Annotated in this window: 23 protein-coding genes and 1 pseudogene; 10 read left to right on the top strand and 14 right to left on the bottom strand. The window is 56.1% G+C overall.

The window, feature by feature from the left end:
- Positions 1-620: 620 nt before the first annotated feature.
- The gene (gene speG, locus AU511_RS07985) at positions 621-1,190 is read right to left on the bottom strand and encodes a spermidine N1-acetyltransferase (RefSeq protein ID WP_094099607.1); all 570 of its coding nucleotides are present in this window, start codon (positions 1,188-1,190) and stop codon (positions 621-623) included.
- A 609-nt stretch (positions 1,191-1,799) separates the two neighbouring features.
- Between speG and AU511_RS07990 the strand changes: the two genes are divergently transcribed.
- Positions 1,800-2,228 carry a hypothetical protein gene (locus AU511_RS07990; protein WP_026738895.1) on the top strand — a complete coding sequence of 143 codons (429 nt, stop codon included), beginning with the start codon at positions 1,800-1,802 and terminating at the stop codon, positions 2,226-2,228.
- A 204-nt stretch (positions 2,229-2,432) separates the two neighbouring features.
- Here the strand turns inward: AU511_RS07990 and AU511_RS07995 are convergent.
- The 6 genes and pseudogenes from AU511_RS07995 to purM form a co-directional block, all read right to left on the bottom strand.
- Positions 2,433-4,555, bottom strand: a pseudogene (locus AU511_RS07995) (TonB-dependent siderophore receptor).
- Positions 4,548-5,666: an ABC transporter substrate-binding protein gene (locus AU511_RS08000; RefSeq protein WP_094099610.1), complete on the bottom strand. Its 1,119-nt coding sequence runs from the start codon at positions 5,664-5,666 to the stop codon at positions 4,548-4,550. Before AU511_RS08000 ends, AU511_RS07995 begins: the two are co-directional and overlap by 8 nt.
- A 285-nt stretch (positions 5,667-5,951) precedes the next feature.
- Positions 5,952-6,737 (bottom strand): amino acid ABC transporter permease, encoded by a 786-nt coding sequence (locus AU511_RS08005; RefSeq protein ID WP_167372007.1) that lies wholly within the window; start codon positions 6,735-6,737, stop codon positions 5,952-5,954.
- 71 nt (positions 6,738-6,808) lie between these two features.
- Positions 6,809-7,630, bottom strand: a complete 822-nt coding sequence (locus tag AU511_RS08010; RefSeq protein ID WP_094109330.1) for a transporter substrate-binding domain-containing protein — start codon at positions 7,628-7,630, stop codon at positions 6,809-6,811.
- A gap of 248 nt (positions 7,631-7,878) precedes the next feature.
- Complete coding sequence (gene purN / locus AU511_RS08015) at positions 7,879-8,517, bottom strand: phosphoribosylglycinamide formyltransferase (RefSeq protein ID WP_094109331.1); 639 nt, start codon at positions 8,515-8,517, stop codon at positions 7,879-7,881.
- Complete coding sequence (gene purM, locus AU511_RS08020) at positions 8,514-9,554, bottom strand: phosphoribosylformylglycinamidine cyclo-ligase (RefSeq protein ID WP_094109332.1); 1,041 nt, start codon at positions 9,552-9,554, stop codon at positions 8,514-8,516. Before purM ends, purN begins: the two co-directional genes overlap by 4 nt.
- Before the next feature lie 232 nt (positions 9,555-9,786).
- On the opposite strand from purM, the gene upp reads away from it, so the two are divergent.
- The 3 genes from upp (at position 9,787) to hda (ending at position 12,712) form a co-directional block, all read left to right on the top strand.
- Positions 9,787-10,413 (top strand): uracil phosphoribosyltransferase, encoded by a 627-nt coding sequence (gene upp / locus AU511_RS08025; RefSeq protein ID WP_026738902.1) that lies wholly within the window; start codon positions 9,787-9,789, stop codon positions 10,411-10,413.
- A 170-nt stretch (positions 10,414-10,583) separates the two neighbouring features.
- Positions 10,584-11,873, top strand: a complete 1,290-nt coding sequence (uraA, locus tag AU511_RS08030; protein ID WP_094109333.1) for a uracil permease — start codon at positions 10,584-10,586, stop codon at positions 11,871-11,873.
- 131 nt (positions 11,874-12,004) lie between these two features.
- Positions 12,005-12,712, top strand: coding sequence for a DnaA inactivator Hda (gene hda, locus AU511_RS08035; protein ID WP_094109334.1), 708 nt, complete (start codon positions 12,005-12,007; stop codon positions 12,710-12,712).
- Between the two features lie 6 nt (positions 12,713-12,718).
- Here hda and arsC read toward each other — a convergent pair whose 3' ends face one another.
- The 4 genes from arsC to AU511_RS08055 all read right to left on the bottom strand — a co-directional run bounded on the left by arsC (position 12,719) and on the right by AU511_RS08055 (position 15,792).
- Positions 12,719-13,084: an arsenate reductase (glutaredoxin) gene (gene arsC / locus AU511_RS08040; protein ID WP_094109335.1), complete on the bottom strand. Its 366-nt coding sequence runs from the start codon at positions 13,082-13,084 to the stop codon at positions 12,719-12,721.
- 20 nt (positions 13,085-13,104) lie between these two features.
- Positions 13,105-14,568, bottom strand: coding sequence for a beta-barrel assembly-enhancing protease (gene bepA / locus AU511_RS08045; protein WP_094109336.1), 1,464 nt, complete (start codon positions 14,566-14,568; stop codon positions 13,105-13,107).
- Positions 14,569-14,752: 184 nt separating this feature from the next.
- Positions 14,753-15,220 (bottom strand): thioredoxin-dependent thiol peroxidase, encoded by a 468-nt coding sequence (gene bcp, locus AU511_RS08050; protein ID WP_094099619.1) that lies wholly within the window; start codon positions 15,218-15,220, stop codon positions 14,753-14,755.
- A gap of 2 nt (positions 15,221-15,222) precedes the next feature.
- The gene (locus AU511_RS08055) at positions 15,223-15,792 is read right to left on the bottom strand and encodes a glycine cleavage system transcriptional repressor (RefSeq protein ID WP_094109337.1); all 570 of its coding nucleotides are present in this window, start codon (positions 15,790-15,792) and stop codon (positions 15,223-15,225) included.
- A 147-nt stretch (positions 15,793-15,939) separates the two neighbouring features.
- Between AU511_RS08055 and dapA the strand changes: the two genes are divergently transcribed.
- The 6 genes from dapA to ypfH all read left to right on the top strand — a co-directional run bounded on the left by dapA (position 15,940) and on the right by ypfH (position 22,168).
- Positions 15,940-16,818: a 4-hydroxy-tetrahydrodipicolinate synthase gene (gene dapA / locus AU511_RS08060; protein WP_094109338.1), complete on the top strand. Its 879-nt coding sequence runs from the start codon at positions 15,940-15,942 to the stop codon at positions 16,816-16,818.
- Between the two features lie 16 nt (positions 16,819-16,834).
- A complete protein-coding gene (gene bamC / locus AU511_RS08065; RefSeq protein WP_094099622.1) occupies positions 16,835-17,875 on the top strand; it encodes an outer membrane protein assembly factor BamC in 1,041 nt (346 codons plus the stop codon).
- A gap of 101 nt (positions 17,876-17,976) precedes the next feature.
- On the top strand, positions 17,977-18,690 hold the full coding sequence (gene purC / locus AU511_RS08070) for a phosphoribosylaminoimidazolesuccinocarboxamide synthase (RefSeq protein WP_094109339.1): 714 nt from the start codon (positions 17,977-17,979) through the stop codon (positions 18,688-18,690).
- A 160-nt stretch (positions 18,691-18,850) separates the two neighbouring features.
- Positions 18,851-19,306 carry a DUF441 domain-containing protein gene (locus tag AU511_RS08075; protein WP_026738912.1) on the top strand — a complete coding sequence of 152 codons (456 nt, stop codon included), beginning with the start codon at positions 18,851-18,853 and terminating at the stop codon, positions 19,304-19,306.
- Positions 19,307-19,310: 4 nt separating this feature from the next.
- Positions 19,311-21,335 (top strand): tRNA(Met) cytidine acetyltransferase TmcA, encoded by a 2,025-nt coding sequence (locus AU511_RS08080; RefSeq protein ID WP_240503794.1) that lies wholly within the window; start codon positions 19,311-19,313, stop codon positions 21,333-21,335.
- 149 nt (positions 21,336-21,484) lie between these two features.
- Complete coding sequence (gene ypfH / locus AU511_RS08085; RefSeq protein ID WP_094109340.1) at positions 21,485-22,168, top strand: esterase; 684 nt, start codon at positions 21,485-21,487, stop codon at positions 22,166-22,168.
- Between the two features lie 147 nt (positions 22,169-22,315).
- On the opposite strand, the gene AU511_RS08090 is transcribed toward ypfH, so the two are convergent.
- Genes AU511_RS08090 through dapE form a run of 3 tightly spaced genes read right to left on the bottom strand, consistent with a single transcriptional unit; the run spans position 22,316 to position 24,328 of the window.
- Positions 22,316-22,528 (bottom strand): YpfN family protein, encoded by a 213-nt coding sequence (locus AU511_RS08090; RefSeq protein WP_094099624.1) that lies wholly within the window; start codon positions 22,526-22,528, stop codon positions 22,316-22,318.
- 1 nt (position 22,529) lies between these two features.
- Positions 22,530-23,204 (bottom strand): M15 family metallopeptidase, encoded by a 675-nt coding sequence (locus AU511_RS08095; protein WP_094109341.1) that lies wholly within the window; start codon positions 23,202-23,204, stop codon positions 22,530-22,532.
- Complete coding sequence (gene dapE / locus AU511_RS08100) at positions 23,201-24,328, bottom strand: succinyl-diaminopimelate desuccinylase (protein WP_094109342.1); 1,128 nt, start codon at positions 24,326-24,328, stop codon at positions 23,201-23,203. The genes AU511_RS08095 and dapE overlap by 4 nt, the downstream gene beginning before the upstream one ends.

Below are 24,328 nucleotides of genomic sequence, written 5' to 3' on the forward strand. Positions count from 1 at the left end.
CACTTGATGGTGTCGAGAGGCGAAATTAATTTTTTCAGCGTATGTTGACTATTCTAAATACCGATGTCTGTCCTTCAAAAATAGCTGTCTGAATAATAAGCCGGTGAGGTCGAAATTTCGTGGATAAAGAGTGTGCAGTTTAGAATATTGACCACGCAGCCCTTATATTATCTCGCCAATTTCGTTTAGTGTGGGATTAATTTGGTGTTTAAGTCATATTTGATTTTGATAAGCCAATATAACCTTTGATTGATGCATCAGGAATAAACACTATCACCAGGAAATATCGATGCTACATCAAGCCTTTTATTTCAGACGTGACTTCAGGGGAGGAGGTATAAATAGCACATCGCATTATCTTTGAAGTGTCGTGAGCTTTTCGGCAATGAAATTGTGCGAGGGTCTTATTTTTGGGTGACTCTAATTTTTGTGCGAAGAGGGGGGAATGAAAGCCCAATTATCGTCGGGTGGCAGGTTTAATCACGATGTGGATAAGGGGGGCGGATACACCTTGTTCAGCATTCATCAGTGAACCCTCGCGAACGGGAATGGGAGCGCCTTGAAGACAGGCGGCGCGGGTTCGGAAAAACACGCATTGCCTGAGCGGCAACGCGTATCGCTTAGCGGGTGATATCCGCTTCGGGAGAAGGGGCGCCGCTGGGTTTTTTGTGCCGAGATAGATAATCATGCTGGAAAATGCACATCCGAATGGCGTTGCGGTACTCCCCATTGATAAAAAATTCGTGGATCAACTCACCTTCCACATCGAACCCTAGCTTGCTGTAAATGTGGATGGCCTTCTGGTTCTCCTTGTCCACTATCAAATACAGTTTGTTGAGGTTGAGAATGGCGAAGCCGTAGTCCATCGCCAGCTGTGCGGCGGCGCTGGCGTAGCCATACCCTTGATGCGCCGGGTCGATGATGATTTGAAACTCAGCGCGGCGGTGGATGTGGTTGATATCGACGAGTTCCACCAGTCCGACTTTGACCCGCTCGTGTTCAATGATAAAGCGGCGTTCGCTTTGGTCATGAATGTGTTTGTCATACAGATCGCTCAATTCCACGAAGGCTTCATAAGGTTCTTCGAACCAGTAGCGCATCACGCTGGCGTTGTTATCCAATTGATGAACGAAGGGTAAATCATCTCGCTCCAGTGGTCTCAGGCGAACAATGTGATTCAAATCAGACATGGTAAATCCTCTATTATCAGTATCTTATCGGGAATTTTGCTTTCTTGTCTTTCTTTATAGTGCCCGATATTCGCTATTTGGCTAACGATTTTTCGCGTCTCACTGAAGTTTAATCAGTGTAATGCCCTATTTAAAATAATATTTTCCACTGGAAATAAGTCATTTTTATTTTAATAAAAGATTAGAACCTGTCTAATATGATTCGGTCTCATAAAGAGCATTTATTCTCTTTGGTTTCATTGCTATTGTGGCGGTTTGTTTTTCGTTCAAATAACCTTTATCTATGTGAGTAATAGGCAGTAAATATATCCTTTTTTCTTTTCATTGATCTTATTTTTATTTGATATTGAATTATCGACTGTGTTGTTGATTATTTAATCATTAATAACAGGGTAATATTTACAGGAAATAAGGGTTAGCTCAGATAGGACGGTGCCTGCGCCTCTGTGCTAAATGTCATTATGGCTGAAATGAGAAAGTACCTGCAGTTTGTGGATGCTTTATTAATGCGTTAGAGCTGTGTTCTAGTAATTAAAACTAAAAGTAAATAATATTCCCTGACTTCGAACTGCGAAGTTTTTTTCATTTTAAGTAAAGGGATTACACACCATGAATAAAAAATTTAAATTAGCCGCAGCGGCGTTTGCGGTATCTCTGCTGGCGGGCTGTTCCTCTTATAATACTAGTCAGCCGACTGCGGGTCTGGAAGCTCGCGTTGAATCTTCCGTTAAAGCGGACATCACTGTGGGCGAGAAAATCAGCGGCGAAGCGTCTGCAAACGTCCTGTTCGGTGTGATCAAATGGGGTGAAGGCGACAAATATATCGACGGCGTAAACTACGGTACCGGCGGCGCGCTGTCTTTTATCGACCTCGCGGGTTCTGTTAAATCTGCTGCAGCCTACAACGCGGTTAAAGCCTCCGGCGCCGATCTGATCGTTGCTCCGCGTTACGAAGTCACCACCAAAGACTACGGCGTGTTCAAACAGCTGCACGTGGTTGTTACCGGTTATAAAGGCACCATCGCCAGCGTTAAATAATAACGTTACCCGTTTGCCTGGCGCTCAGCGCCGGGCAGTTTTCCTCTCAGAATATCTCCCCACCTTTTCGCTCTAAAAATACCTCAACATCCCAGTATCGCGCTATCCGCCGGATGGCAGACAGTGACGCTGAAACTTCGCGATGAATAAAGTGAAGAGAAAAAGCACTGCCCCGTTTCCGGAGCAGTGACGGCCGAGCAGAAATTAGAAGTCTACGCTGGCGCGCAGTACCACTTCCCGAGGTTCACCCACGGATACGCGCAGGTTGCTGCCGCTGGAGGGATAGTATGTTTTGTCGAACAGGTTTTTCACGTTCAGCTGCCATTTCACCGCATAGCCGTTGATGGGCAGGCTGTAGGAGACAAAGGCATCGGCGACGGTGTATTCGTCCAGCGTGAAGCTATTGGCGGCATCACCCGCACGGCGGCCGACGTAGCGCGCGCCAGCGCCGACGCGCAGGTTGTCTCCCGCATGCAGCCCAAGGTTGCCAAAGTCCTGCGTCAGGAACAGCGATGCGGTGTGACGTGCCGCGTTCGGCATCCGGTTACCGTTGTTGTCCGGGTCGGAGGTGACACGTGCATCCGTATAGGCGTAGGAGCCAATCAGGCTGAGCGAATCGGTCAGCTTGCCGGCCATATCCAGCTCAACCCCTTGCGAACGGACCTTGCCAGCGGTGCGCGTGACGGTTTCGCCGCCCACGTCTTCGCTGACCATCACGTTGCTTTTGTGAATATCAAACAGCGCGATGTTGGCGGTGATACGATTCGGCAAATCCAGTTTGGCGCCGATTTCATACGATTTGCCCAGTTCTGGCGGCAGCGCGCCAATCTGGGTGGCAATCGACGTGTTGGGCTTGAAGGACTCGCTATAGCTGGCGTACAGCGACGAGTAGGACGTCAGGTTGTAAACGACGCCAGCGCGCGGAACGAGCCGTCCATATGAGCCATCGGTGTTGGTGACGAAGGGACGCCCTTTGCCGGACATCACGTCGAAGTGGTCGTAGCGCAGCCCGCCGAGCAGCATCCAGTTGGCGTTAAGGCGGATGGCATCCTGCATAAACACGCCGGTGCTGTCGACGTTTTCACGCTGGTCGCTGTCTGCGGCGCTGACGGACGTCGACGCGGGCAGCAGGCCGTAGACCGGGTTGTAGACGTTGAAATTAGTGACGGCGGTGCCGCGGATCATATCGCCGCGGTAGGTTCGGTCAGCTTCATGATCAACGCCGAACAGCAGCTGATGGTTGGTCTGTCCCCAGTCAATATCGCCATTCAGCGTTAGCTGTACGGCCTGCGACTGACTGTGCGCGTAGCCGGTCGAGTCGGCCTGACGGGTCAGATCGCCGGTCGTCGCGTTGTATTTGGTGGCGCGCGCTGGTTATCGTTGTAGCGGTTGCGGCTATAAGCATAAGTCAGGCTGGTTTTCCAGCGGTCGGACAGGTTGTGATCCGCCTGGAAAGTCAGGGTGTCCTGATCGCCTCGGGTGGCGTTGTAAGTTTCATCAAAGCGGCGGTCGCGCGGCACATCAACCGGTTTGCCGGTACGGCTGTCAATCACCGTGCCCCGATCAAACGGCGTCAGGTACTCCTGGTGCTCGTAGGCGACGCGCAGAGTTGTGTCATCGCCGTACCACATCAGCGATGGCGCGATGGTCGTTTGGCGGTTGCGACCGAAGTTGCGCCAGTAGTCGGTTTCATCGTGATCGACGATCATGCGATAGGCGAGTCCGGAGTCGCTGATCGGGCCGGTGACGTCCAGCTGTCCGCCGCCGCCGTTGAAGCTGCTGTTCCAGCCTTCTATATGAGTTTTCTGCACCAACTCGGGCTTTTTGGTGATGACGTTAATCACGCCGCCGGGTTCGCCCATGCCGAACAGCATGGAGGCAGGCCCTTTCAGGACTTCGACACGTTCGCTGGTCGGCGTAAAGTTACGCGCCTGAATGGAACGCACGCCGTCATGGAAAATCGACCCGTCACGGTTATCCCCGAAGCCGCGCTTAATCAATGCATCCTGCGTTCCGCCCAGCGTGTTGGCCTGGGTAATGCCGCTGACATTGTAGAGCGCTTCGTCGATGTTGGTCGCCGACCAATCCTGAAGCACTTGCTGCGGGACGACGTTAACGGCCTGAGGGACGTCCAGCAGGCGGCTTTCGGTACGCGTACCCGTTACCGTCTTGTGAGGCTGATAGCCGCTCTCCTTGGCGCTGGAGGGCGTCGTGTCGCGAGTCACGACCAGCGTCTCTTCTTGCTGTGCTTGTTGTGTCGCCGCGTGCGTGGTGAAAGGCATGACGGCCAACAACGGCCAGCCTTTGCGCCATAAGTGATTATTCATGTGATAACTGACTCCAATAGGTCCCTGAAAAATCGATCGGTAAAAACTGCTGATAGAGTTGTTGTAAGGTGTGTTGTGGGTCGATATCGCTAAACAGCGATGGGTAGAGCGCCCTGGCGAACATTTCCACCATCACGACGTGATAAGGGCTGAGGTAAAAGTTGTGCCACATGCTCCACGCTCTGCCGGATTGCACCGCGGTCAGATGAGACAGCAACGGCTGTTGCCGCAGCAGCGTGTTAAAGCTGTCGTTCGCCTCTTGCGGCGTGACGTCCGGGCCGAGCATCAGGTTGGAGACGCGTTTTCCTTCCGGTCCGGCCATCCCGGTGGCGATGTAGACTTCAGGTCTGGCGGCCAGCGCCTGTTCCGGGTTGAGTTCGCCATACACGCTGTGGATGGTGCCTTTGGCGATGTTGTCCCCGCCGGCGAAGTCCAGCAACTCGCCTAAATTACCGTTGACCGCGGTGGTGCAACAGGTGTCGCGCCGCCCCAGATGCAGGTGCAGCATGACGGTGGTTCTTTTGCCCTGATAGCGGCTGAGACGGTCGCGGATGACGTCCATATGCTGCTGATAAAACGTGCTGAAGGCGGCCGCGCGTTCGGGACGATTTAGGGCCTCTCCCAGTAACTTGAGGCTGGGCAGGGTGTTTTTAATCAGTTCGATGCGTAGATCGACATAGATGTAGGGAATACCCGCTTCCGTCAGGATGTGCTGCAAGCGCTGCTCGTTATCCGATCCTTTCGCCAGACGCGGCAGGATCACCAGATCGGGTTTCAGCGGCAGCAGCATTTCGGCATTGATCGTGTTGAGGTTGCCGTTGCCCAGAATCGGGATTTGGGCGATGGCCGGGAATTTCTGGGTGTACTGATGCCAGCTCTGGGCGTCGTAGCGAGCGAGATCGTTGGGCCAGCCCACGACGCGCTGCGCGGGATTGCCGGGTTCCAGCAGCGCGAGCGTGTACAGCATGCGGCTTTCGCCCAGTATGATGCGCTGGGGGTTATCCGGGATGCTAACCTGGCGTCCCAGGATGTCGGTGACGGTTTTTGCAGGAGAAAGCGAACTGAACAAGCTGCAAATCAGCAAAGCGATGTAAGGAAATACTGGGCGCATGTAAAGTATCCGTGTCAATCAAGCAGCGAAAGATAATAATTATTATTGGGATTTTCAATACAGATAATGCAGGGGTATCGGGGGAGAAATAAAAAACCTGCTATCTCAAAGACATTTAGCGTGTTTCGTAAATAAATAAAATGCGCTCAGGCGCGGGAGCCAGGCATTGAAGGGGAGGTTAGGCGATAGCGTCCGTTTCGCCTTGAGCGAATCGACACGCTATCGGATAAGTGCGGCGGCTCGCCGAGGGCCGAGGGCTGAGCGCCCGGCAATCGGCGAGCGTACTCAGGAGGCGTCTTTGCGATCGTGGCGTTCGTAGCCGCGAGCGAAATGGCGCTCAAGGCGGGTCTGCAACAGCTCTAGAACCATCGACATCAGCCAATAGATCGCGGCGGCGGAGGTCAGCATTTCCATGTAGTGATAGGTGCTTCGGCCGTAAGACTGCGCCAAAAAGTTCAACTCCCATAGGCCCATCAGAGAGACCAGCGACGAATCTTTGATCATGGAAATAAACTGCGAACCCGCGGGCGGGATAATGATGCGCAACGCCTGCGGTGTGATGACGTGCGTGATGATTGTCCAGCGAGATAGCCCCAGCGCCATCGCGGCTTCTTTCTGACCGCGCGGCACCGACAACACGCCGCTGCGAATGGTTTCAGCCAAATAGGCGCCATAGTTGAGCGACAGCGCGATAATGCCTGAGGTAAAGGCACCCATCACGATACCGACCTGCGGCAAGGCGAGGTAAATGATGAGTACCTGCACCAGCAGCGGCGTTCCGCGAAATAACGACACGTAGAACGTGGCGCAGCCGAAAGCCAGTGCGCTTGAGGAGAGGCGACCGATAGCGGTGATCACGGCGAGCAGGATGCAAAACAGCATGGAGATGACGGTGATGACAATGCTAAGCACCGCGCCCTGAATGAAGCCGTCTGGCGACAAGTGCAGCCCTAACATGGACGGCAGTTTCTGACGTATCAGGTCAGTATCCAGCTGCATGCTGGCGAACAGCCAGAAGAGCAGTCCGATCAGCAGTAGCCAGGTCAGTCCGGCCCGAACGCGGAATCCCATACGATTGTCCCGGCTCCGCGCCGGAGCCCCCATCTTATTGTGAGGCGAGGAAGACGGTGTGTGCTGAGTCATTATTGGGCAATCTCGGTGATGTCTTCGCCAAACCACTGCTGGGAGATGCGCGACATCGTCCCGTCGGCGCGCAGGGCGTTAAGGGTTTCCGCCAGCTTTGCGGTCCACTCGGGGTCGCCTTTATCGGTGGCGATCCAGTTGGGTTCGGCGTAGAGCGTTGAGACGACGCGCAGCTGCGTCATGCGTGCCAGACGCGGCTTGGCGGTGATGCGATCGGAGATCACGGCATCCAGGCGTTTGCCGGGACCGAGCGCCAGATTCTGGAACGCGATGGCCTCATCGGTCGGGATCGCCTGTACGCTCTGGAACGGGAAGCTGATCGGCTTGCCACCCGGGATCACGAGGCTTTTGTTGAGATAGCTTTCATAGCTCGATCCAAGGCCCAGTCCTATGCGTTTATGACTGAGGTCCGCCGCCGATTGGATCTGTTTTTCGTCCTTATGCACGATCAGCACGGCGTAGGTGCTGTAATACGGCGTGACGAAATCGAGGACTTTTTCACGTTCGGGGTTCGGCGTCATGGAACAAACGCACAGGTCCCAGCGCCCCTGCCAGCGTCCGCCGACGATGGCTTCCCAACCTGGCGTCGCTAATTGCAGTTTGACGCCGAGCTTCTGTGCGATGGCCTTAGCGACATCCACGTCAAAACCGATCAGCTGATTATTGTCATCGATGTAGCTGAACGGCGGATAGTCGTTGAACAGGACATTGCGCAGAACACCGGTCTGGTTGACCCGGTCGAGTGTAGTTCCGGCCTGAGAGGGGATGCTGGCGGCGCACATCGCCAAGCCGAGCATCATCAATGTGAAAAGTTTTTTCATTTGTTTTCCCTATTAATCAGGATGCTAACTCTAAAATCCCTTTTACAGAATGGCGGCTCTCAGCGGTAAAAGCACGCTCGAAAGAAGTATCTTATAAATAGCAGGCGTGTCCTGTCAGCTATTACTCGCGCCGAATGACGACTCGCCGAACCTTGCGGCCCCGGCTTCAGGATCGTAAACGGGTAAAAAGCGGGGGAGAATACTCATGATAGGCCCCGTCGGCAAGTGCGTTCGGGGCAAAAGATGATTTAGTCGGCGGCGTAGCCATGCGGCGGGATACGAATACCGTCCAGCCAGGCTTCGTTGTCTTTCATTTTCAAACGACCCCCCAGCAACCAATTGATCGCCAGCGGATAAATGGTGTGCTCCTGCGTTTGCACTCTCGCCTTCACATCTTGCTCTTCGTCATCGTCGAAGATGGGAACGCGCGCCTGTAGCACAATCGGTCCGCCATCCAGCGCTTCTGTGACAAAATGCACCGAGGCGCCGTGCAGCCGGTCACGATTTTTCATCGCCTGACGGTGCGTATGCAGACCAGGGTATTTCGGCAGCAGGGAAGGGTGAATATTGAGTATTTTCCCCTCGAAGCGGGAGACGAACTCGGCGCTTAGTATGCGCATATAGCCCGCGAGCACGATGACGTGGGGCTGATACTTTTCTATTTCGTCCGCCAGCGCCGCGTCATAAGCGGCGCGGTCGACTTCATCGCTCGGGGATAACACGTGCGTCGGAATGTTAGCGTCCTGTGCACGGGCCAATCCCCCCGCTTCGGGATTGTTGCTGAACACGGCGACGATCTTGCCCATGACGCGATTGCGTTCACAGGCAGAGATCAGCGTTTGCAGGTTAGTTCCTTCACCCGAAATCAGCACAACGATATTTTTCATGCGTTAATAACCACGGTTTCTCCGGTATCGGTGCCGTTAATGTTACCGATTTTCCAGGCTTTTTCACCGTTGGCGTTCAATAGAGCTATCGCCTCTTCAACCTGCTCGGCCGGCAGGGCGACGATCATCCCCACGCCACAGTTGAAGGTGCGGTACATTTCATGGCGGCTGACATTGCCGGCTTTTTGCAGCCAGTTGAAGACAGACGGCCACTGCCAGCTGGACTCGTCGAGAGTCGCCTGCATGCCTTCCGGCAGAACGCGTGGAATGTTTTCCCAGAAGCCGCCGCCGGTCAGGTGGCAGATGGCGTGAGCATCCATTTTCTCAATCAGCGTCAGGATGGATTTCACATAGATTCTGGTGGGTGCGAGCAGGTGATCGGCCAACGGCTTGCCGTCAAGCTGTTCGGTGGCCGGATCGGTGTTGCTGAATTCCAGAATTTTGCGTACCAGCGAATAGCCGTTGGAGTGCGGGCCGCTGGAGGCTAGTGCGATCAGGGCGTCGCCTTCTTTGACTTTGCTGCCGTCGATGATTTCTGATTTTTCGACCACGCCGACGCAGAAACCGGCGACGTCATAATCTTCGCCGTGATACATCCCCGGCATTTCGGCCGTTTCGCCGCCGACCAGGGCGCAGCCGGACTGTTTACAGCCTTCGGCGATGCCGGTAATGACGCTGGCGGCGGTGTCCACGTCCAGCTTGCCGGTGGCGTAGTAGTCGAGGAAAAACAGCGGTTCGGCGCCGGCGACGACCAAATCATTAACGCACATGGCGACCAGGTCGATGCCGATAGTGTCATGACGTTTCAGGTCCATCGCCAGACGCAGTTTGGTGCCCACGCCGTCGGTGCCGGAGACCAGCACGGGCTCACGATATTTTTGCGGCAGGGCGCACAGGGCGCCGAACCCTCCCAGACCTCCCATGACTTCCGGGCGTCGAGTTTGTTTCACTACGCCTTTGATACGTCCGACCAATGCATTGCCTGCATCAATATCCACGCCTGCGTCTTTATAGCTGAGAGAGGTTTTATCGGTCACTGCGGAGTCCCCACGAAGGTTACGTTTGGTGATTGGAAAATGAAGCGGGGCAATTCTAACAGCGTAAGCAAACGTTTGCGAGCGGCGCGTGCCGGCGGGGGCTTTCGGGAAAACAGGCCTATAATTCCCCGAGCGGGTTGATCTGGATCAGCCATGGCCGTAGGTTCTCGCTTGCAAAAGCGGTATAATCCGGCGATTTTTTTGCCGTCCGTAGCCGAAGGGGAGAAGAAAAATGAAGATCGTAGAGGTAAAACACCCACTAGTCAGACACAAGCTGGGCCTGTTGCGCGAGCAGGATATCAGCACCAAGCGTTTTCGTGAGCTGGCGTCGGAGATCGGGAGCCTGTTGACGTATGTCGCCACGGCAGATTTGGTCATGGAGAAAGTCACCATCGAAGGGTGGTGCGGGCCGGTTGAAATCGACCAGATCAAGGGCAAAAAAATTACGGTTGTGCCGATTTTGCGCGCCGGTCTGGGGATGATGGAAGGGGTACTGGAAAATCTGCCCAGCGCGCGCATCAGCGTGGTGGGGATGTACCGTGATGAAGAAACGCTGGAGCCGGTGCCGTATTTCCAGAAACTGGCGTCCAATATCGACGAGCGTATGGCGTTGGTGGTTGATCCGATGCTGGCGACCGGCGGTTCCATGATCGCCACCATCGACCTGTTGAAGAAAGCCGGCTGCAAGCGTATCAAGCTGCTGGTGCTGGTCGCGGCCCCGGAAGGGATCGCCGCGCTGGAGAAAGCCCATCCGGATGTTGAGCTGTATACCGCATCTATCGATAAAGGGCTGAACGAACACGGTTACATTATGCCGGGCCTGGGCGATGCCGGGGACAAGCTGTTCGGTACCAAATAAGCAGATACGATGAGCCGGCTGAAGAGCCGGTTTTTTTTGGCTTATTTTGCGGGTAAGGCCGTCTGCGCCGATGAAGTCACGGCGGGTTGCCCAAAGATGTCGTATTGAAGCGGATGCGACCGCTTTACTGATTGTTTTTTTCAACACCTGAGAGAGAAAGGAATAACAAGATGACTCGTCGCGCCATCGGCGTTAGTGAACGGCCACCGTTGTTACAAACCCTCCCGTTAAGCCTACAGCACCTGTTTGCCATGTTCGGCGCGACGGTGCTGGTTCCGATCCTGTTTAAAATCAATCCCGCCACCGTATTGCTGTTCAACGGTGTCGGGACGCTGAGCTATTTGCTGATCTGCAAAGGAAAAATACCTGCCTATCTGGGATCCAGTTTTGCGTTCATCTCTCCGGTGCTGTTGCTGCTACCGCTGGGCTACGAGCTGGCATTAGGCGGATTCATCATCTGCGGCGTCCTGTTTTGTCTGGTGGCGTTGATTGTCAAAAAAGCCGGGACCGCCTGGCTTTCGGTCATGTTCCCTCCCGCGGCGATGGGCGCTATCGTGGCGGTAATAGGACTGGAGCTGGCCAGCGTAGCGGCCGGGATGGCGGGACTGTTACCCGCCGACGGCGCGAGCGTCGATACCAAAGCCATGATCGTTTCGCTGGCGACGCTGGCTGTGACGATTCTGGGATCGGTGATGTTTCGCGGTTTTCTGGCCATCATCCCTATTCTGGTCGGCGTATTAGCGGGGTACGCGCTATCCTTCTTTATGGGCATGGTGGATCTGACGCCGGTCGCACAGGCTCACTGGTTTGCTCTGCCGACATTCTATACGCCGCGTTTTGAGTGGTTCGCCGTGTTGTCCATTCTTCCGGCCGCGTTGGTGGTGATTGCCGAACACATCGGGCATTTGGTGGTCACGGCCAACATCGTCAAGAAAGATCTGATGCGCGATCCCGGGCTGCATCGTTCACTGTTCGCTAATGGGATCTCCACCGTTTTTTCCGGCTGTTTCGGTTCCACGCCGAACACGACCTATGGCGAGAACATTGGTGTATTAGCGTTGACCAAGGTCTACAGCACCTGGGTGATCGGCGGCGCTGCGGTGTTGGCTATCCTGCTGTCCTGCGTCGGTAAGCTGGCGGCGGCGATCCAGGCGGTCCCCGTGCCGGTGATGGGCGGCGTATCGCTGCTGCTGTATGGGGTGATTGCTGCGTCAGGTGTCCGGGTGTTGATCGAATCGAAGGTGAATTACGATAAAGCGCAAAACCTGATCCTGACGGCGGTCATTTTGATCATTGGAGTCAGCGGCGCGAAGGTACACCTCGGTGCCGTCGAACTCAAAGGGATGGCGCTGGCGACGGTGGTGGGGATTTTCCTGAGCCTGCTGTTCCGCGTGATTTCTCTACTACGCAAGGAAGAAGTTGTACTTGATCCGGTAGATGAGGAAGAGCATTCCCATTAATGTCGTGACAAATGTCGCCGCTGTCGCTAGCCGACGGCGGCGACTGACCCCGGCGGCAGGTGTGCTGTCGGTTCAACAGGGGAAAGTTTCTGTGATAGACTTGCCCCGTTTTCCTGCCCGTTAGGTTTGAGGTGCTTCTGAACACGCCGGCACAGCTTTCATTACCGCTCTATTTACCGGATGACGAAACGTTCGACAGTTTCTATCCCGGAGAAAACGCCTCGCTGCTGGCGGCGCTTCATTCGGCATTGACTCAGCGGCACGGCGGCTACATCTATTTCTGGTCTCGCCACGGCGGGGGCCGGAGTCATCTGCTGCATGCGGCCTGCGCCGAACTCTCTCGTAAAGACGAAGCCGTCGGCTATGTGCCGCTGGATAAGCGCGCCTATTTTGTGCCTGAGGTGCTGGACGGAATGGAGCAGTTGGCGCTGGTCTGCATCGACAATATCGAGGCCATTGCGGGCGACGAAGAGTGGGAAATGGCGATGTTCAATCTCTATAACCGCATTCAGGAAGGCGGGCGCACGCGGTTGTTGATCACCGGCGATCGTCCGCCTCGCCAGCTTAATTTGCAGTTGCCTGACCTTGCGTCCCGGCTGGACTGGGGACAAATCTATCGCTTACAGCCGCTGTCAGACGATGAAAAAGGCGAAGCCTTGCAACTGCGAGCCAGACTGCGCGGATTTGAGCTGCCGGAGGATGTCAGCCGCTTCCTGCTGAAACGGCTGGACCGCGAAATGCGGACGCTGTTTGTGACGTTAGACCAGCTCGACCACGCCTCGATCGCGGCGCAGCGCAAGCTGACCATCCCTTTCGTCAAAGAGACCCTCGACCTGTAGCCTCCTTTATTTTCGCGGCAGGATCGCCAGCACGTTCTCCGACGGCCGGCCGAGCCGCGCCTGACCCTCGACCACGACAATAGGGCGTTCTATTAATTTCGGATGGCTTGCCATCGCCTCAATCAGCTGAGCGTCGCTTAGCGTTTCGTCCGCCAGATGTAATTCCTGATAGAGCGCTTCGTTGCGGCGCATCAGTTCGCGCGCGTGGGTAAAGCCGAGCATTTGAAGAAGCGTGCCTAGCGTCTCGGCATCGAGCGGGGTATCCAGATAGCGGATGATCTGTGGTTCGATGCCCTGCTGTCGCAGTAGCGCCAGCGTTTCCCGGCTCTTGGAGCAGCGTGGGTTGTGATATATCACCACTTGATCGTTCATTGCATTATTCCCTTGAGTCATCAGGATTTATCGTATTGCTGGAAGCGTTTTTGCAGCGTGCGCAGCTGATCGATGCGGGCATCGTAGCGCGCTTGATCCAGACTGCCGAGTTGGCTCTGGGCGCTGGCGTTGCTCAGCAGGCGGATGGCCTGATCCAGTTTGTCGTTCAGCGCCAGACTTTCTGCTCTCGCCGCCAGTTCTTCGCTGCGATTGCCCTGGTCTGCCGCCGCATGGGCGAGAAGATCCCAGCCATTGGGATCGCTGGGATGGGCGTAGGTGTACTTATGCAGGAGCCGGCTGGCGGCCGCGGCCTGATGGCCTTCCACATAGGCGTTCGCCAAATTGAGCTGCAACACCGGGTTGACCTGGGCGTCCGGAGTTTTCTGCAGGCGGGCGATGGCCTGCGACGCGCGCTGCTGCCCAATATCGATATCGGTCATCAGGTCCAGAAACCACGGGTCGGCGGGCGATTTGTCGAGCAAGGGCTGGAGCGCCGCGCGCGCGTTGTCATACTTCTTGGTCTGGTATGCCTGAATCGCCCGGCCATATTGCGCCGCCTCTCGCTCCCGTACATTGCCTTTTTCCCAGTTGCTTAGCAGCGTGGCGGCGATCGGGTTGTCATCCGACGCATACATCGTCAATACGCGAATACGTGCCAACAGGAAATCCTGCGACGAATGGACCGGCGTCGAGCGCATCTGGTTGGCGCGGTTTCGTGAGTCGGACAGCCGGCTTTCCGGCAAGGGGTGAGTGAGCAGCATTTCCGGCGGCGTGGTGGCATAGCGCGTTTGATCGGCCAGACGCTGAAGGAAATTAGGCATCGCCTGCGGATCGAATCCCGCGCGTTGCAGCACCTGAATGCCGATGCGATCGGCTTCCTGCTCGTTCGCCTGCGTGAAGCTAATCACGCCTTGCTGCGCGCCCGCCAGCGTTCCGCTGAGCGCAGCCATTCCCATCTGAGGGTTCGCCATCGCCAGTAGGATCGACCCTAGCGCGCCCGCCCAGGTCAGCGGCGCGCTGCTTCTCTGTGACTCGATAGCGCGCGCCAGATGGCGTTGGGTAACGTGGGAGATTTCATGCGCCAGTACCGAGGCCAGTTCGCTTTCGTTCTCTACGTAGCGAAACAGACCGGAATGGATCACTACGTTGCCGCCGAAAAAGGCGAAAGCGTTGATCTCGTCGTTGTTGACCAGGAAGAAGTGAAACGGCGTCCGCACAGAGTCTGCGGATTTGACCAGCCGGTTACCCAACTGGTTGATGTACTGTAAAAGCAGGGGATCGTTGACCAGCGGCGCGCCTGCACGCAGTTTGCGCAGATAGAAATCCCCCATCTCCAGTTCCTGATTGATGCTAAGCGTAGCGCCTGCCGTCGTGCCGATATCCGGCAGACGATCCTGAACGTCGGCGCTGCCGGCGACCGGGCTGCCGGCAAGCAGCGTTGTCGCCAGCATCGCCATAACCGTCTGGTGAAGTCGGTTTGCCATTGTGCGTACCACCTTGTGAACGGGGCGAAATCGTTATCATGGTTTTCATCTTAGCCAGAGGTCGCCTGCAAAGGAAACCCCAGGCATCAAAAGGCAGAATGAATGCAAGCGCGGAAGGTGTCGAAAGGGAAGATGGCCGGTACGAAGCGCGCGTACCGGCAGACCTGGTGAGCTCAGAAGACGATTATTCGCCTTTCAGATAGCTGAGCACGATGTCATGGTGATTGCTGGTTTTGAAATTATCGAAGACGTTTTCTACTTTGCCTTCCGCGTCGATCAGGAAGCTGATGCGGTGGATACCGTCATAGGTTTTCCCCATGAAGGATTTCTCGCCCCAGACGCCGAATTGAGCGGCGACCTGATGGTCTTCATCCGCCAGCAGCGTAAAGTTCAGCAACTCTTTTTCCACGAAGCGGGACAGCTTTTCGGGTTTGTCCGTGCTAATGCCGAGGACTTCAACGCCGTAGTGCTTCAGGTCATCCATATTGTCGCGCAGACCGCAGGCTTGCACGGTGCAACCGGGCGTCATGGCTTTGGGATAGAAGTAAATTAAAACCCTCTGTCCCAGGAAGTCGGTTAAGTTAACAGGTTCGCCATCCTGATCGGGCAGGCTGAATTTGGGTGCGATATCGCCGGCTTTCAGTGTGGTCATCACTACTCTCCATCTCTCTTTGCGTGCTGTGGATAGTTCACCACGCTAATACTGCCTTGTGCTTGCAGTTCTGTACATAGCTGATGAAAGGCTGGCTCGATCATTGAGCCGTCCAGCGCGGCCGGACTGTGCGCGGTGATCTGAATGTACAGCTTCGGCAAAGCGTCTCCGATGGCTGGCTGAGTCTTTGAAACCAGTTCGGCGATGTTCATCCGGTGGGAGTCAAGCAGGTCGGTAAAACGCTCGATAATGTGTGGGGAATCAACCACCTCCACCTTGATCCAAACCGTAGCGGGCATCGGCGGACGTGCGTGCGACTCTGTACGTTTCATGACGATCAACAGTTCCAGCTCGGCGCCGATGATGGGCAGCGTGGACTCAATCCGAGCGATGGCATTCCAACTGCCGGAAAGTAGCATGATAAAGGTGAACTCTTTGCCCAGCATGGCAAGACGGCTATCTTCAATGTTGCAGCCGCTGCTACTGACATGACGCGTAATCGTATTGACGATGCCGTTGCGATCGGCCCCCAGCGCGGTGATGACCAGATAGTGTTCTTGAGGGCTAGGCAAAATGGCGCTTCCTGTTCAATGTGTTGAGATCTACATGGTACACATAAAAAAAACCGGCTGCCAAGCGCAGACAACGGCGCTTGCGCGCTTGCTTTTGCATGGATGTCAAAAGTACCATGAGGCACTTGTTTTGGGAGGGGATGGCTAATGTTTACGGGAAGTAGTGTTGCTCTGATTACACCGATGGACGCCAAAGGCGCGGTCGATCGCGCGGCTTTAAAAAAATTAATCGATTTTCATGTTGCTAGCGGAACATCGACGATTGTTTCGGTAGGGACCACCGGAGAGTCCGCCACGCTCAGCCACGACGAGCATGGGGAGGTAGTGATGTTGACGCTCGACCTGTGCGACGGACGCATCCCTGTTATCGCCGGTACTGGCGCCAACTCCACGGCGGAAGCCATCTCCCTGACCCAACGCTTTAACGACAGCGGGATCGCGGGTTGTCTGACGGTGACGCCCTATTACAACCGCCCGACTCAGGAAGGGCTGTTCCAACACTTTAAAGCGATCGCCGAACATACCGACCTGCCTCAGATCCTCTATAATGTGCCCTCCCGTACCGGCTGCGACCTGATGCCGGAAACCGTCGCTCGCCTTGCCGCCATCAAAAATATTGTCGGAATTAAAGAGGCGACGGGGAACTTAAGCCGGGTAACTCAGATCCAAGCACTGGTTGATGACAGCTTCGTGTTGCTGAGCGGCAACGACGACGTCGGTCTGGACTTCATGCAGCTAGGCGGTCACGGGGTGATTTCCGTTACGGCGAACGTCGCCCCTCGTGAAATGGCGGAAATGTGCTCGCTGGCCGCGCGAGGCAACTTTGTTGAAGCCCGTCGTCTTAACCAACGGTTGATGCCGCTTCATCAGAACCTGTTTGTAGAACCCAATCCGATTCCGGTGAAGTGGGCCTGTAAGGCATTGGGATTGATAGCGACCGACACGCTGCGTCTGCCGATGACGCCTCTGACCGAAAAGGGTCGTGAGGCGGTAGGGCAGGCGTTGAAGCAGTCTGGTTTGCTGTAATCGTTAGGGAGATTGAATGAGTTCTTCATTGCAAAAGTCAATGGTGGCAACCGTGGTCAGCCTTTCGCTGATCACGCTGCTGACAGCCTGTACCAACGATCAACGCTACAAGCGTCAGGTCAATGGTGATGAGTCCTACCTGCAGACGCCGGAGCACCGTGCGCTGAATGTCCCGTCCGGCATGATTCTGCCGTTGCAGAACGGTGACTACGATGTCCCGCCGATTAATCAAAACGGTCTGGTGGGTAAAAATCTGGATATTCGCCCACCGATGCAATCGCTGGCGCTGCTGAACGGGTCACGCGGTCAGGTGAGTGGAAATACGGCGACTCTGCTGCTGGAAAACAGCGCTCAGAACAGCCAGCTGTGGTCCCAGCTCATTCAGGTGATGCAGTCCAAAGGCTACACCATCGACAGCCGTCAGGATGCCAGCCAGACGCTGACCTCCGGCTGGATTAGTTGGAGTTCCGAAGAAGAAAAAGAACCGCCTTATCAGGCGCGTTATGAAGTGTCATTGAAGCCTCAGGGCTATCAGCTGGCGTTGGGCGTAAAACTCCTTGCCCTGCAGCAGAACAACGCAACGCTGGATGATGCCTTCCTGACGCAACGCTATACGAGCCAGATGATGAACTCGTTGTCCGATGGTCTGGAGAAAGCGGTGTCAGCCCGTGAAAATGCGCAGTCTCATCGCGGAACCCAGTCTCTGGATGTTCAGAGCGCCGCCGACGATGCCGGCCTGCCGTTGATCGTGGTGCGCGGAAGCTATGTTCAGGTCTGGGAGCGTCTGCCTAAGGCGCTGGAAAATAGCGGAATGACGGTGAACGATCGCAGCCGTCCTCAGGGTACGGTCTCTGTGACCTACCGCTCGCCGAGCCGCGACCATTGGGATTCGCTGGGTGCGAAAGATCCGCAGCTGACCAACGGAGATTATAAGTTGCAGGTCGGCGATCTCGGCAACCGCAGCAGCCTGCAGTTCATCGACTCGAAAGGTCATACGCTCACCCAGTCGCAAAACGACGCGTTGGTGGCGGTGTTCCAGGCAGCGTTTAATCGATAAGTGTTCAGGGCCGGTTAATCCGGCCCTTTTTTATTCTATTGTCAACGCGTTAACTATCACGGGCCATGCGCGGATGGCCCTCACTGTGTGGAGTAATAAAGATGCAAAAGCTAGCTGAGTTGTATCGCGGAAAAGCGAAAACGGTTTACACCACAGAAGATCCCGATCTGCTGGTGCTGCAGTTTCGCAATGATACGTCAGCGTTAGATGGTCAGCGCATTGAGCAGTTTGATCGTAAAGGAATGGTGAACAACAAGTTCAACCACTTCATTATGAGCAAGCTGGAAGAAGCGGGTATTCCGACTCAGATGGAGCGTCTGCTGTCCGATACCGAAGTGCTGGTAAAAAAACTGGATATGGTGCCGGTCGAATGCGTGATCCGTAACCGTGCCGCTGGCTCGCTGGTGAAACGTCTGGGCATCGAAGAAGGCGAAATGCTGAATCCGCCGCTATTCGACCTGTTCCTGAAGAACGACGCCATGCATGACCCTATGGTCAACGAATCGTACTGCGAAACCTTTGGTTGGGTGAGCGAAAAGCATTTGGCGCGCATGAAGGCCCTGAGCTATCAGGCGAATGACGTTCTCAGCAAGCTGTTTGACGACGCCGGACTGATCCTGGTGGACTTCAAACTGGAGTTTGGTCTGTTCAAAGGCGAAGTGGTGCTGGGCGACGAGTTCTCGCCGGATGGCAGCCGTCTGTGGGACAAAAACACGCTGGATAAGATGGATAAAGACCGTTTCCGTCAGAGCCTGGGCGGCGTGATTGAAGCCTATGAAGAAGTGGCTCGCCGTATCGGCGTTTCTTTAGACTAAAAAAGCAATCGTTTCCGTTGCGCCGTCAGGAACGCAAAACCTGACGGCCCTCTCATCGTTCAACGCTACCCTCACTCCGCCTGAGATTGAACGCCGGTCCCATCACGATCGGTGGTATTATTGCCCGCCGTATTTTCTGTTTTCCCCGCAAGGAATTTTCATGGCCTATTTAGACCCAACGCTATTAATTCTTCTGGCGCTGGCCGCGCTCGGCATCATCAGTCACAACATGACGGTGACGCTGGCCATTCTGGCGCTGCTGGCGGTGCGCATCACGCCGTTAAACCACTATTTCCCCTGGGTGGAGAAATACGGTCTGACCATTGGCGTACTAGTGTTGACGATAGGGGTGATGGCGCCCATCGCCAGCGGAAAAATCAGCGCGGGAGAGGTCATGCATTCGTTCCTGCACTGGAAATCGTTGTTGGCGGTGTTGATCGGCGTGATGGTTTCCTGGCTTGGGGGGCGCGGTGTTGCGCTGATGACGAGCCAACCTTCTGTCGTGGCCGGATTGTTGGTGGGCACGGTGATGGGCGTCGCGTTATTCCGTGGCGTCCCGGTCGGTCCGCTGATTGCCGCCGGGTTGCTGTCGTTGCTGGTCGGTAAAGGCGGCTGACGTTTTGTCAGGGTCTGCTATCGACGCGCTTGTCGCCGCGCAAGCGGCACTGAAACAGGCCGGTATTCGTCGTGTACTGACAATCAGCGGCGATCGCGATTGGTGTGTGAAACAGGCGGATGCACTGCGTCAGGCGCTGCCCGGCGACTGGCCGTGGGTAGGCAAGACGGCGCCGGGAGCGGTGCTGGCGCCGACTCAACTGAAAGGGAAGTTGGGGCAGGAGTTCCTGCACGGCGTATTTGACGCCCACGATGGATTGGATGCGGAGGCGTTGGCGATCCTGGCGGGTACCCTCAAGGCTGGAAGCTGGCTGCTGCTATTGGTTCCGGAGTGGGAGGCTTGGCCAAACTGCCCGGATGCGGACAGTTTGCGCTGGAGCGAGAGTGCGGAAGCGATCGCGACGCCCGCGTTCATCCGCCGTTTGCGTTCGGCCCTGCTGTCTGACGGCGAAGCTGCGCTTTGGCGTCAGTCGATGCCGTTAAACCTGCCGCCGATTCGCACTCGGCCTGCGTGGCATGCGCCCGACGGCAGACCCACGCAAGGTCAGCAGGAAATTCTGCGGCAGCTTCAGGCTGCTCGACATGCGACTTATGTGATTACCGCGCCGAGAGGACGCGGAAAATCCACGTTGGCGGGGCTGTTCGCTCAGCAATGTCGCGAACGCTGTTGGGTGGTGGCGCCTTCCCGTGCGGCCAGCGATGTCTTACTACGTCAGTCGGGCGATGCGGTTTCATTCTGGTCACCAGATAACCTGCTGTCGCACTGCCGCCAGCACGGCGGTAGTGCCGAGTGGCTGTTGATTGACGAGGCGGCGGCGATCCCATCTTCGGTCCTCACTGAAATGTTGTCCTATTTTCCCCATGTGCTCATGACGACCACCGTGTTGGGCTATGAAGGCACCGGACGCGGTTTCTGGCTTAAATTTTGTGCCGGATTGTCTGATTGCCAAATGTTGGAGCTGAGTGAGCCGCTGCGCTGGGCCACCGACGATCCGCTGGAGCGTTTGCTGGATCACATTATGCTGTTTCAGGCTGAAAATCGGCTGGCGGGACAGCGTTTAACTGCGCCTGTCACGCTGGTTCACGACGAAACCACCGATTGGAGCCGCTTTCCGGCCCGCCTGGAACAGTGCTACGGCCTGCTGTGCAGCGCGCACTACCGAACGTCGCCCTTGGATTTACGTCGTTTGCTGGATGCCCCCGGTATGCACCTTGCCACGGCCCGTAGCGGCGACAGCCTGTGCGGCATCATCTGGTCGGTGGACGAAGGCGGGCTAGATGTTGGGCTGGCCCGCGATGTGTGGGCTGGACGTCGACGTCCGCGCGGCAATCTGGTCGCACAGTCGCTGGCGGCCCACGGCAATCTGTGGACAGCGCCACAACTGCGCTCCCGACGTATCAGCCGCATTGCCGTCCTGCCTTCAGCGCGACGAAAAGGCATCGGACAGGCCTTAGTGCGGGAACAACAGCGGCAGGGTGAGCAAGAGGGCATGGATTTTCTGTCGGTCAGCTTCGGCTACGAGCCAGAGCTGTGGCGTTTCTGGCAGCGTTGCGGCTTTAGTCTGGCGCGGATCGGCAGCCATATCGAAGCCAGCAGCGGCTGCTACAGCGCGATGGCATTATTACCGCTGAGCGATGCTGGCAAGGCGTTGGCGCACGAGGCCGCCCGGCAACTGGCTCGCGACTGGCGGTGGTTACGACGGGACATTCCGCTGACGCTGCCTATCGATCTGGACGACGATAATGCGCTGGATGAGGCCGACTGGCTCAATCTCTACGGATTCGCTTTCGCCCATCGCTCTTCTCAGGCGAGTCTGGGCTCGCTGTGCCGACTGCTGGCGCATACGTCACTGGCGTTGCCTGCGTTAAGGCTATGGCTGGACGAGGAGGCGCAAGAGCGCCAATGCGTCGAGCGGTTGGGGCTCAGCGGCAAAAAAGCCTTGCTGCGCCGCTGGCGTGAAGAGACGGCGCAGGCCCTGTCACAATGCGATAACGACGCCCTCCAACATGCGCGGCAGTGGCTGGCGTAGTTTCTCTCAACGTTTGGCGTTTCTGCTAGTCACCACGACGCCGTGCAGGATTACGCAACAAGTCGTTCAATAAACCTCAATATTGGGCGATTGGCACCGGGCATATAGTGACTCTCTAGACGTTTTTGACAGCCGAAGGAGAGAAACTCATGAAACACGAATACGTTGTGGTACAACAGCCTTCCTCTCCTCGGCAGTTATTCCTTATGTTTCATGGTATTGGGGGCAACCCTGCGTCGATGGCCGAAATCGGCCGCTATTTCGCCGACGCATTCAGCGAGGCGCTGGTTGTCAGCGTGGGTAGCCCGAAAGGCGAGAATGGCAGCCGCCGATGGTTCTCTGTGCAGGATATTACCGAGGAGAATCGTCCCGAACGCATTCAGCGCGTCCTGCCGAGCTTCATTGAGACCATTCGCTATTGGCAGAACCAGAGCGGTATCAATGCGGGTCACACCGCGTTGGTAGGATTTTCGCAGGGGGGGATTATGATCCTGGAAGCCCTGCAGGCCGAGCGTCAGTTGGCGGGACGATCGGTAGTCTTTAGCGGTCGCTACGCCACGTTGCCAGAACAACCGTTGTCTAATGATAGCGTGGTGCATTTACTGCATGGCGAGAACGACCCGGTAATCTCATCCGAACACGCGTCTTCGGCGGCCCAAAGGCTGCAAATGTTGGGGGCGGACTTTACCTTGGATAGGGTGCCGGAATTAGGGCATGCCATTGATACTCGCATGATGGACTTCGCGTTAAATCGCCTGCGGTACTACATTCCTCAGCGATACTGGGACGAGGCTGTGCAGGGCAAATGCGGGGAGCTTATCGCCTTTCGCTAAGCGCTTCGCATTTGTCGCATAAGGAGAGCGAGTCGTTGGCGGAGAGTGGGCGCGTCAGCGGAGTGGGGAAGCGAGGCGCATTGCGGTCGGCTCCGCGCCTGCGGTTTTCGCAGCTAAGGCGAACGTAAGGCCAAACAGGATGGAAAACTATTTTTTGTCCTGTTTTTTATCTTGTTTCTTATCTTTCGGCCAATCATCCTCTTCATCCCACTGCGCATTATTGTCGCGGTGAGGTGGTAGCTCGGGCTTGTCTTTCAGGAACCTTTTGTAATCTACTCGACGTAAGTCCTTGATCCCATTAATTAACATTCCCACTAGTATCAGCAGAATGATCCACCAGTAATCAGCCAGCCATGCCATATTATGCCTCATCGACAGCGTGTATAAATCGGGTGAACAGGGCGGGAAGGCAGGATTTCAGCCAGTCATAACCTGCGACGTCTTCACCTTCCCAGGCCTCAAGAATGATGTCCGGCGACAGCAACGCCATCGCCTCGCGGGCCAGCGGTAGATAGCTGATGTGCCAGGGTTCGATGGCGACGCCGCCTGTGTCATGGGCGTAGGGGCGATAAAAATCGTACGCCCCCATGTGCTCCGTCAGCCAGCGGTTTAGTTCGGAAAAGTAACCGCCGGATTCATATTCCCACGGTTCGAGCTGCAAGGATTGCCCCGACGGCAGCCGGTCGGGATCGTACACATCCAGATCGGTACCCCAATGGTGGCGGCTTCCCCCGGGCAGGGCTGACCACCTTAAGATCGTCTCACAGCGTTCCGGGACGTCCATTGACAGGGCGTCAACCGGTTGGTTGTCATGTGATAACAGCGGGCGCTGTCCGGTAAATTTGCCATTCCATATCAGTCGTTGACGTTCGAAGTCGCGAAAGGTGCTGGCGGGCTGGAGATTGAATCCCGCCTGTCGCGCTTCGCGCTGTAACGCCTGAAAGGCATTTACCGCTTCGGGCTGCAGGCGATGCTGACCCGTCAGCATCGTCAGATGCTGGTCATTCTTACCGGTCAGCATGGCATGGGTGATCATGCGATCAGTTGCTCCATTATCCGTTGATACATGCGACTCAGCAGCTGTAAATCGGCTGCATTGACGCACTCGTCCACTTTATGAATGGTGGCGTTCACAGGCCCCAACTCCACAACCTGCGCACCCATTCGGGAGATAAAGCGGCCATCTGAGGTGCCGCCGGTGGTTAGCAACTGCGGGGTGAGTTCGCTGTAGTGTTCGACCGCGTTGACGACGGCATCGACTAACGCACCGCGTGCGGTGAGGAACGGCTGACCTGATAACCACCAGTCCAAAGTATAGTTCAGCTGGTGTCGGTCCAGTAGCTCGGCGACGCGCTGTTTAATGGTTTCGTCCGTCAGCTCTGTGCTAAAACGGAAGTTGAACTGCACCTGCAGTTCGCCGGGGATCACGTTATTGCTGCCGGTACCGGCTTTTATATTGGCAATCTGCATGCTGGTGGGCGGGAAGAACTCGTTGCCTTCATCCCACACGGTGGACACAAGTTCGTTTAACGCCGGCAGCGCGCGGTGGACGGGGTTGTCGGCCAGGTGAGGATAGGCGACATGTCCCTGAATACCGTGGATACGCAGGTTGGCGGTAATCGAGCCGCGACGGCCATTCTTGACGACGTCGCCCACCCGGCTGGTGCTGGAGGGTTCGCCGACCAGACAGTAGTCCAGACGTTCCTGACGCGCCATGAGTGCTTCGACCACCTTGACGGTGCCGTGCGTCGCATCGGCCTCTTCGTCGGAAGTAATCAAAAAGGCGAGTCGGCCTTTATGTTGGGGATTCGCGGCGACGAAGCGCTCAGCAGCAACGACCATCGCGGCCAGCGATCCTTTCATATCTGCCGCGCCACGGCCATACAGCATGCCGTCGCTGATGGTGGGTTCGAAGGGAGGATGTTGCCACAGGCTGGCGTCTCCGCTCGGAACAACGTCGGTGTGTCCAGCAAAGGCCAGCGTTTCGCCCGTTCCGCGCCAGGCCCAGAAGTTCTGCGTTTCACCGAAGTTCATCTTTTCGACGGTAAAGCCGATGGCCTCAAGGCGTTCAATCATGAGCGTTTGGCAGCCGGCGTCGTCCGGGCTGAGGGAAGGGCGTTTAATCAACTGCTGAGCGAGTTCGATGACGGGACAGGACAC

This window comes from Lonsdalea iberica, from assembly GCF_002111585.1.
GTDB classification, from domain to species: Bacteria; Pseudomonadota; Gammaproteobacteria; order Enterobacterales; family Enterobacteriaceae; genus Lonsdalea; species Lonsdalea iberica.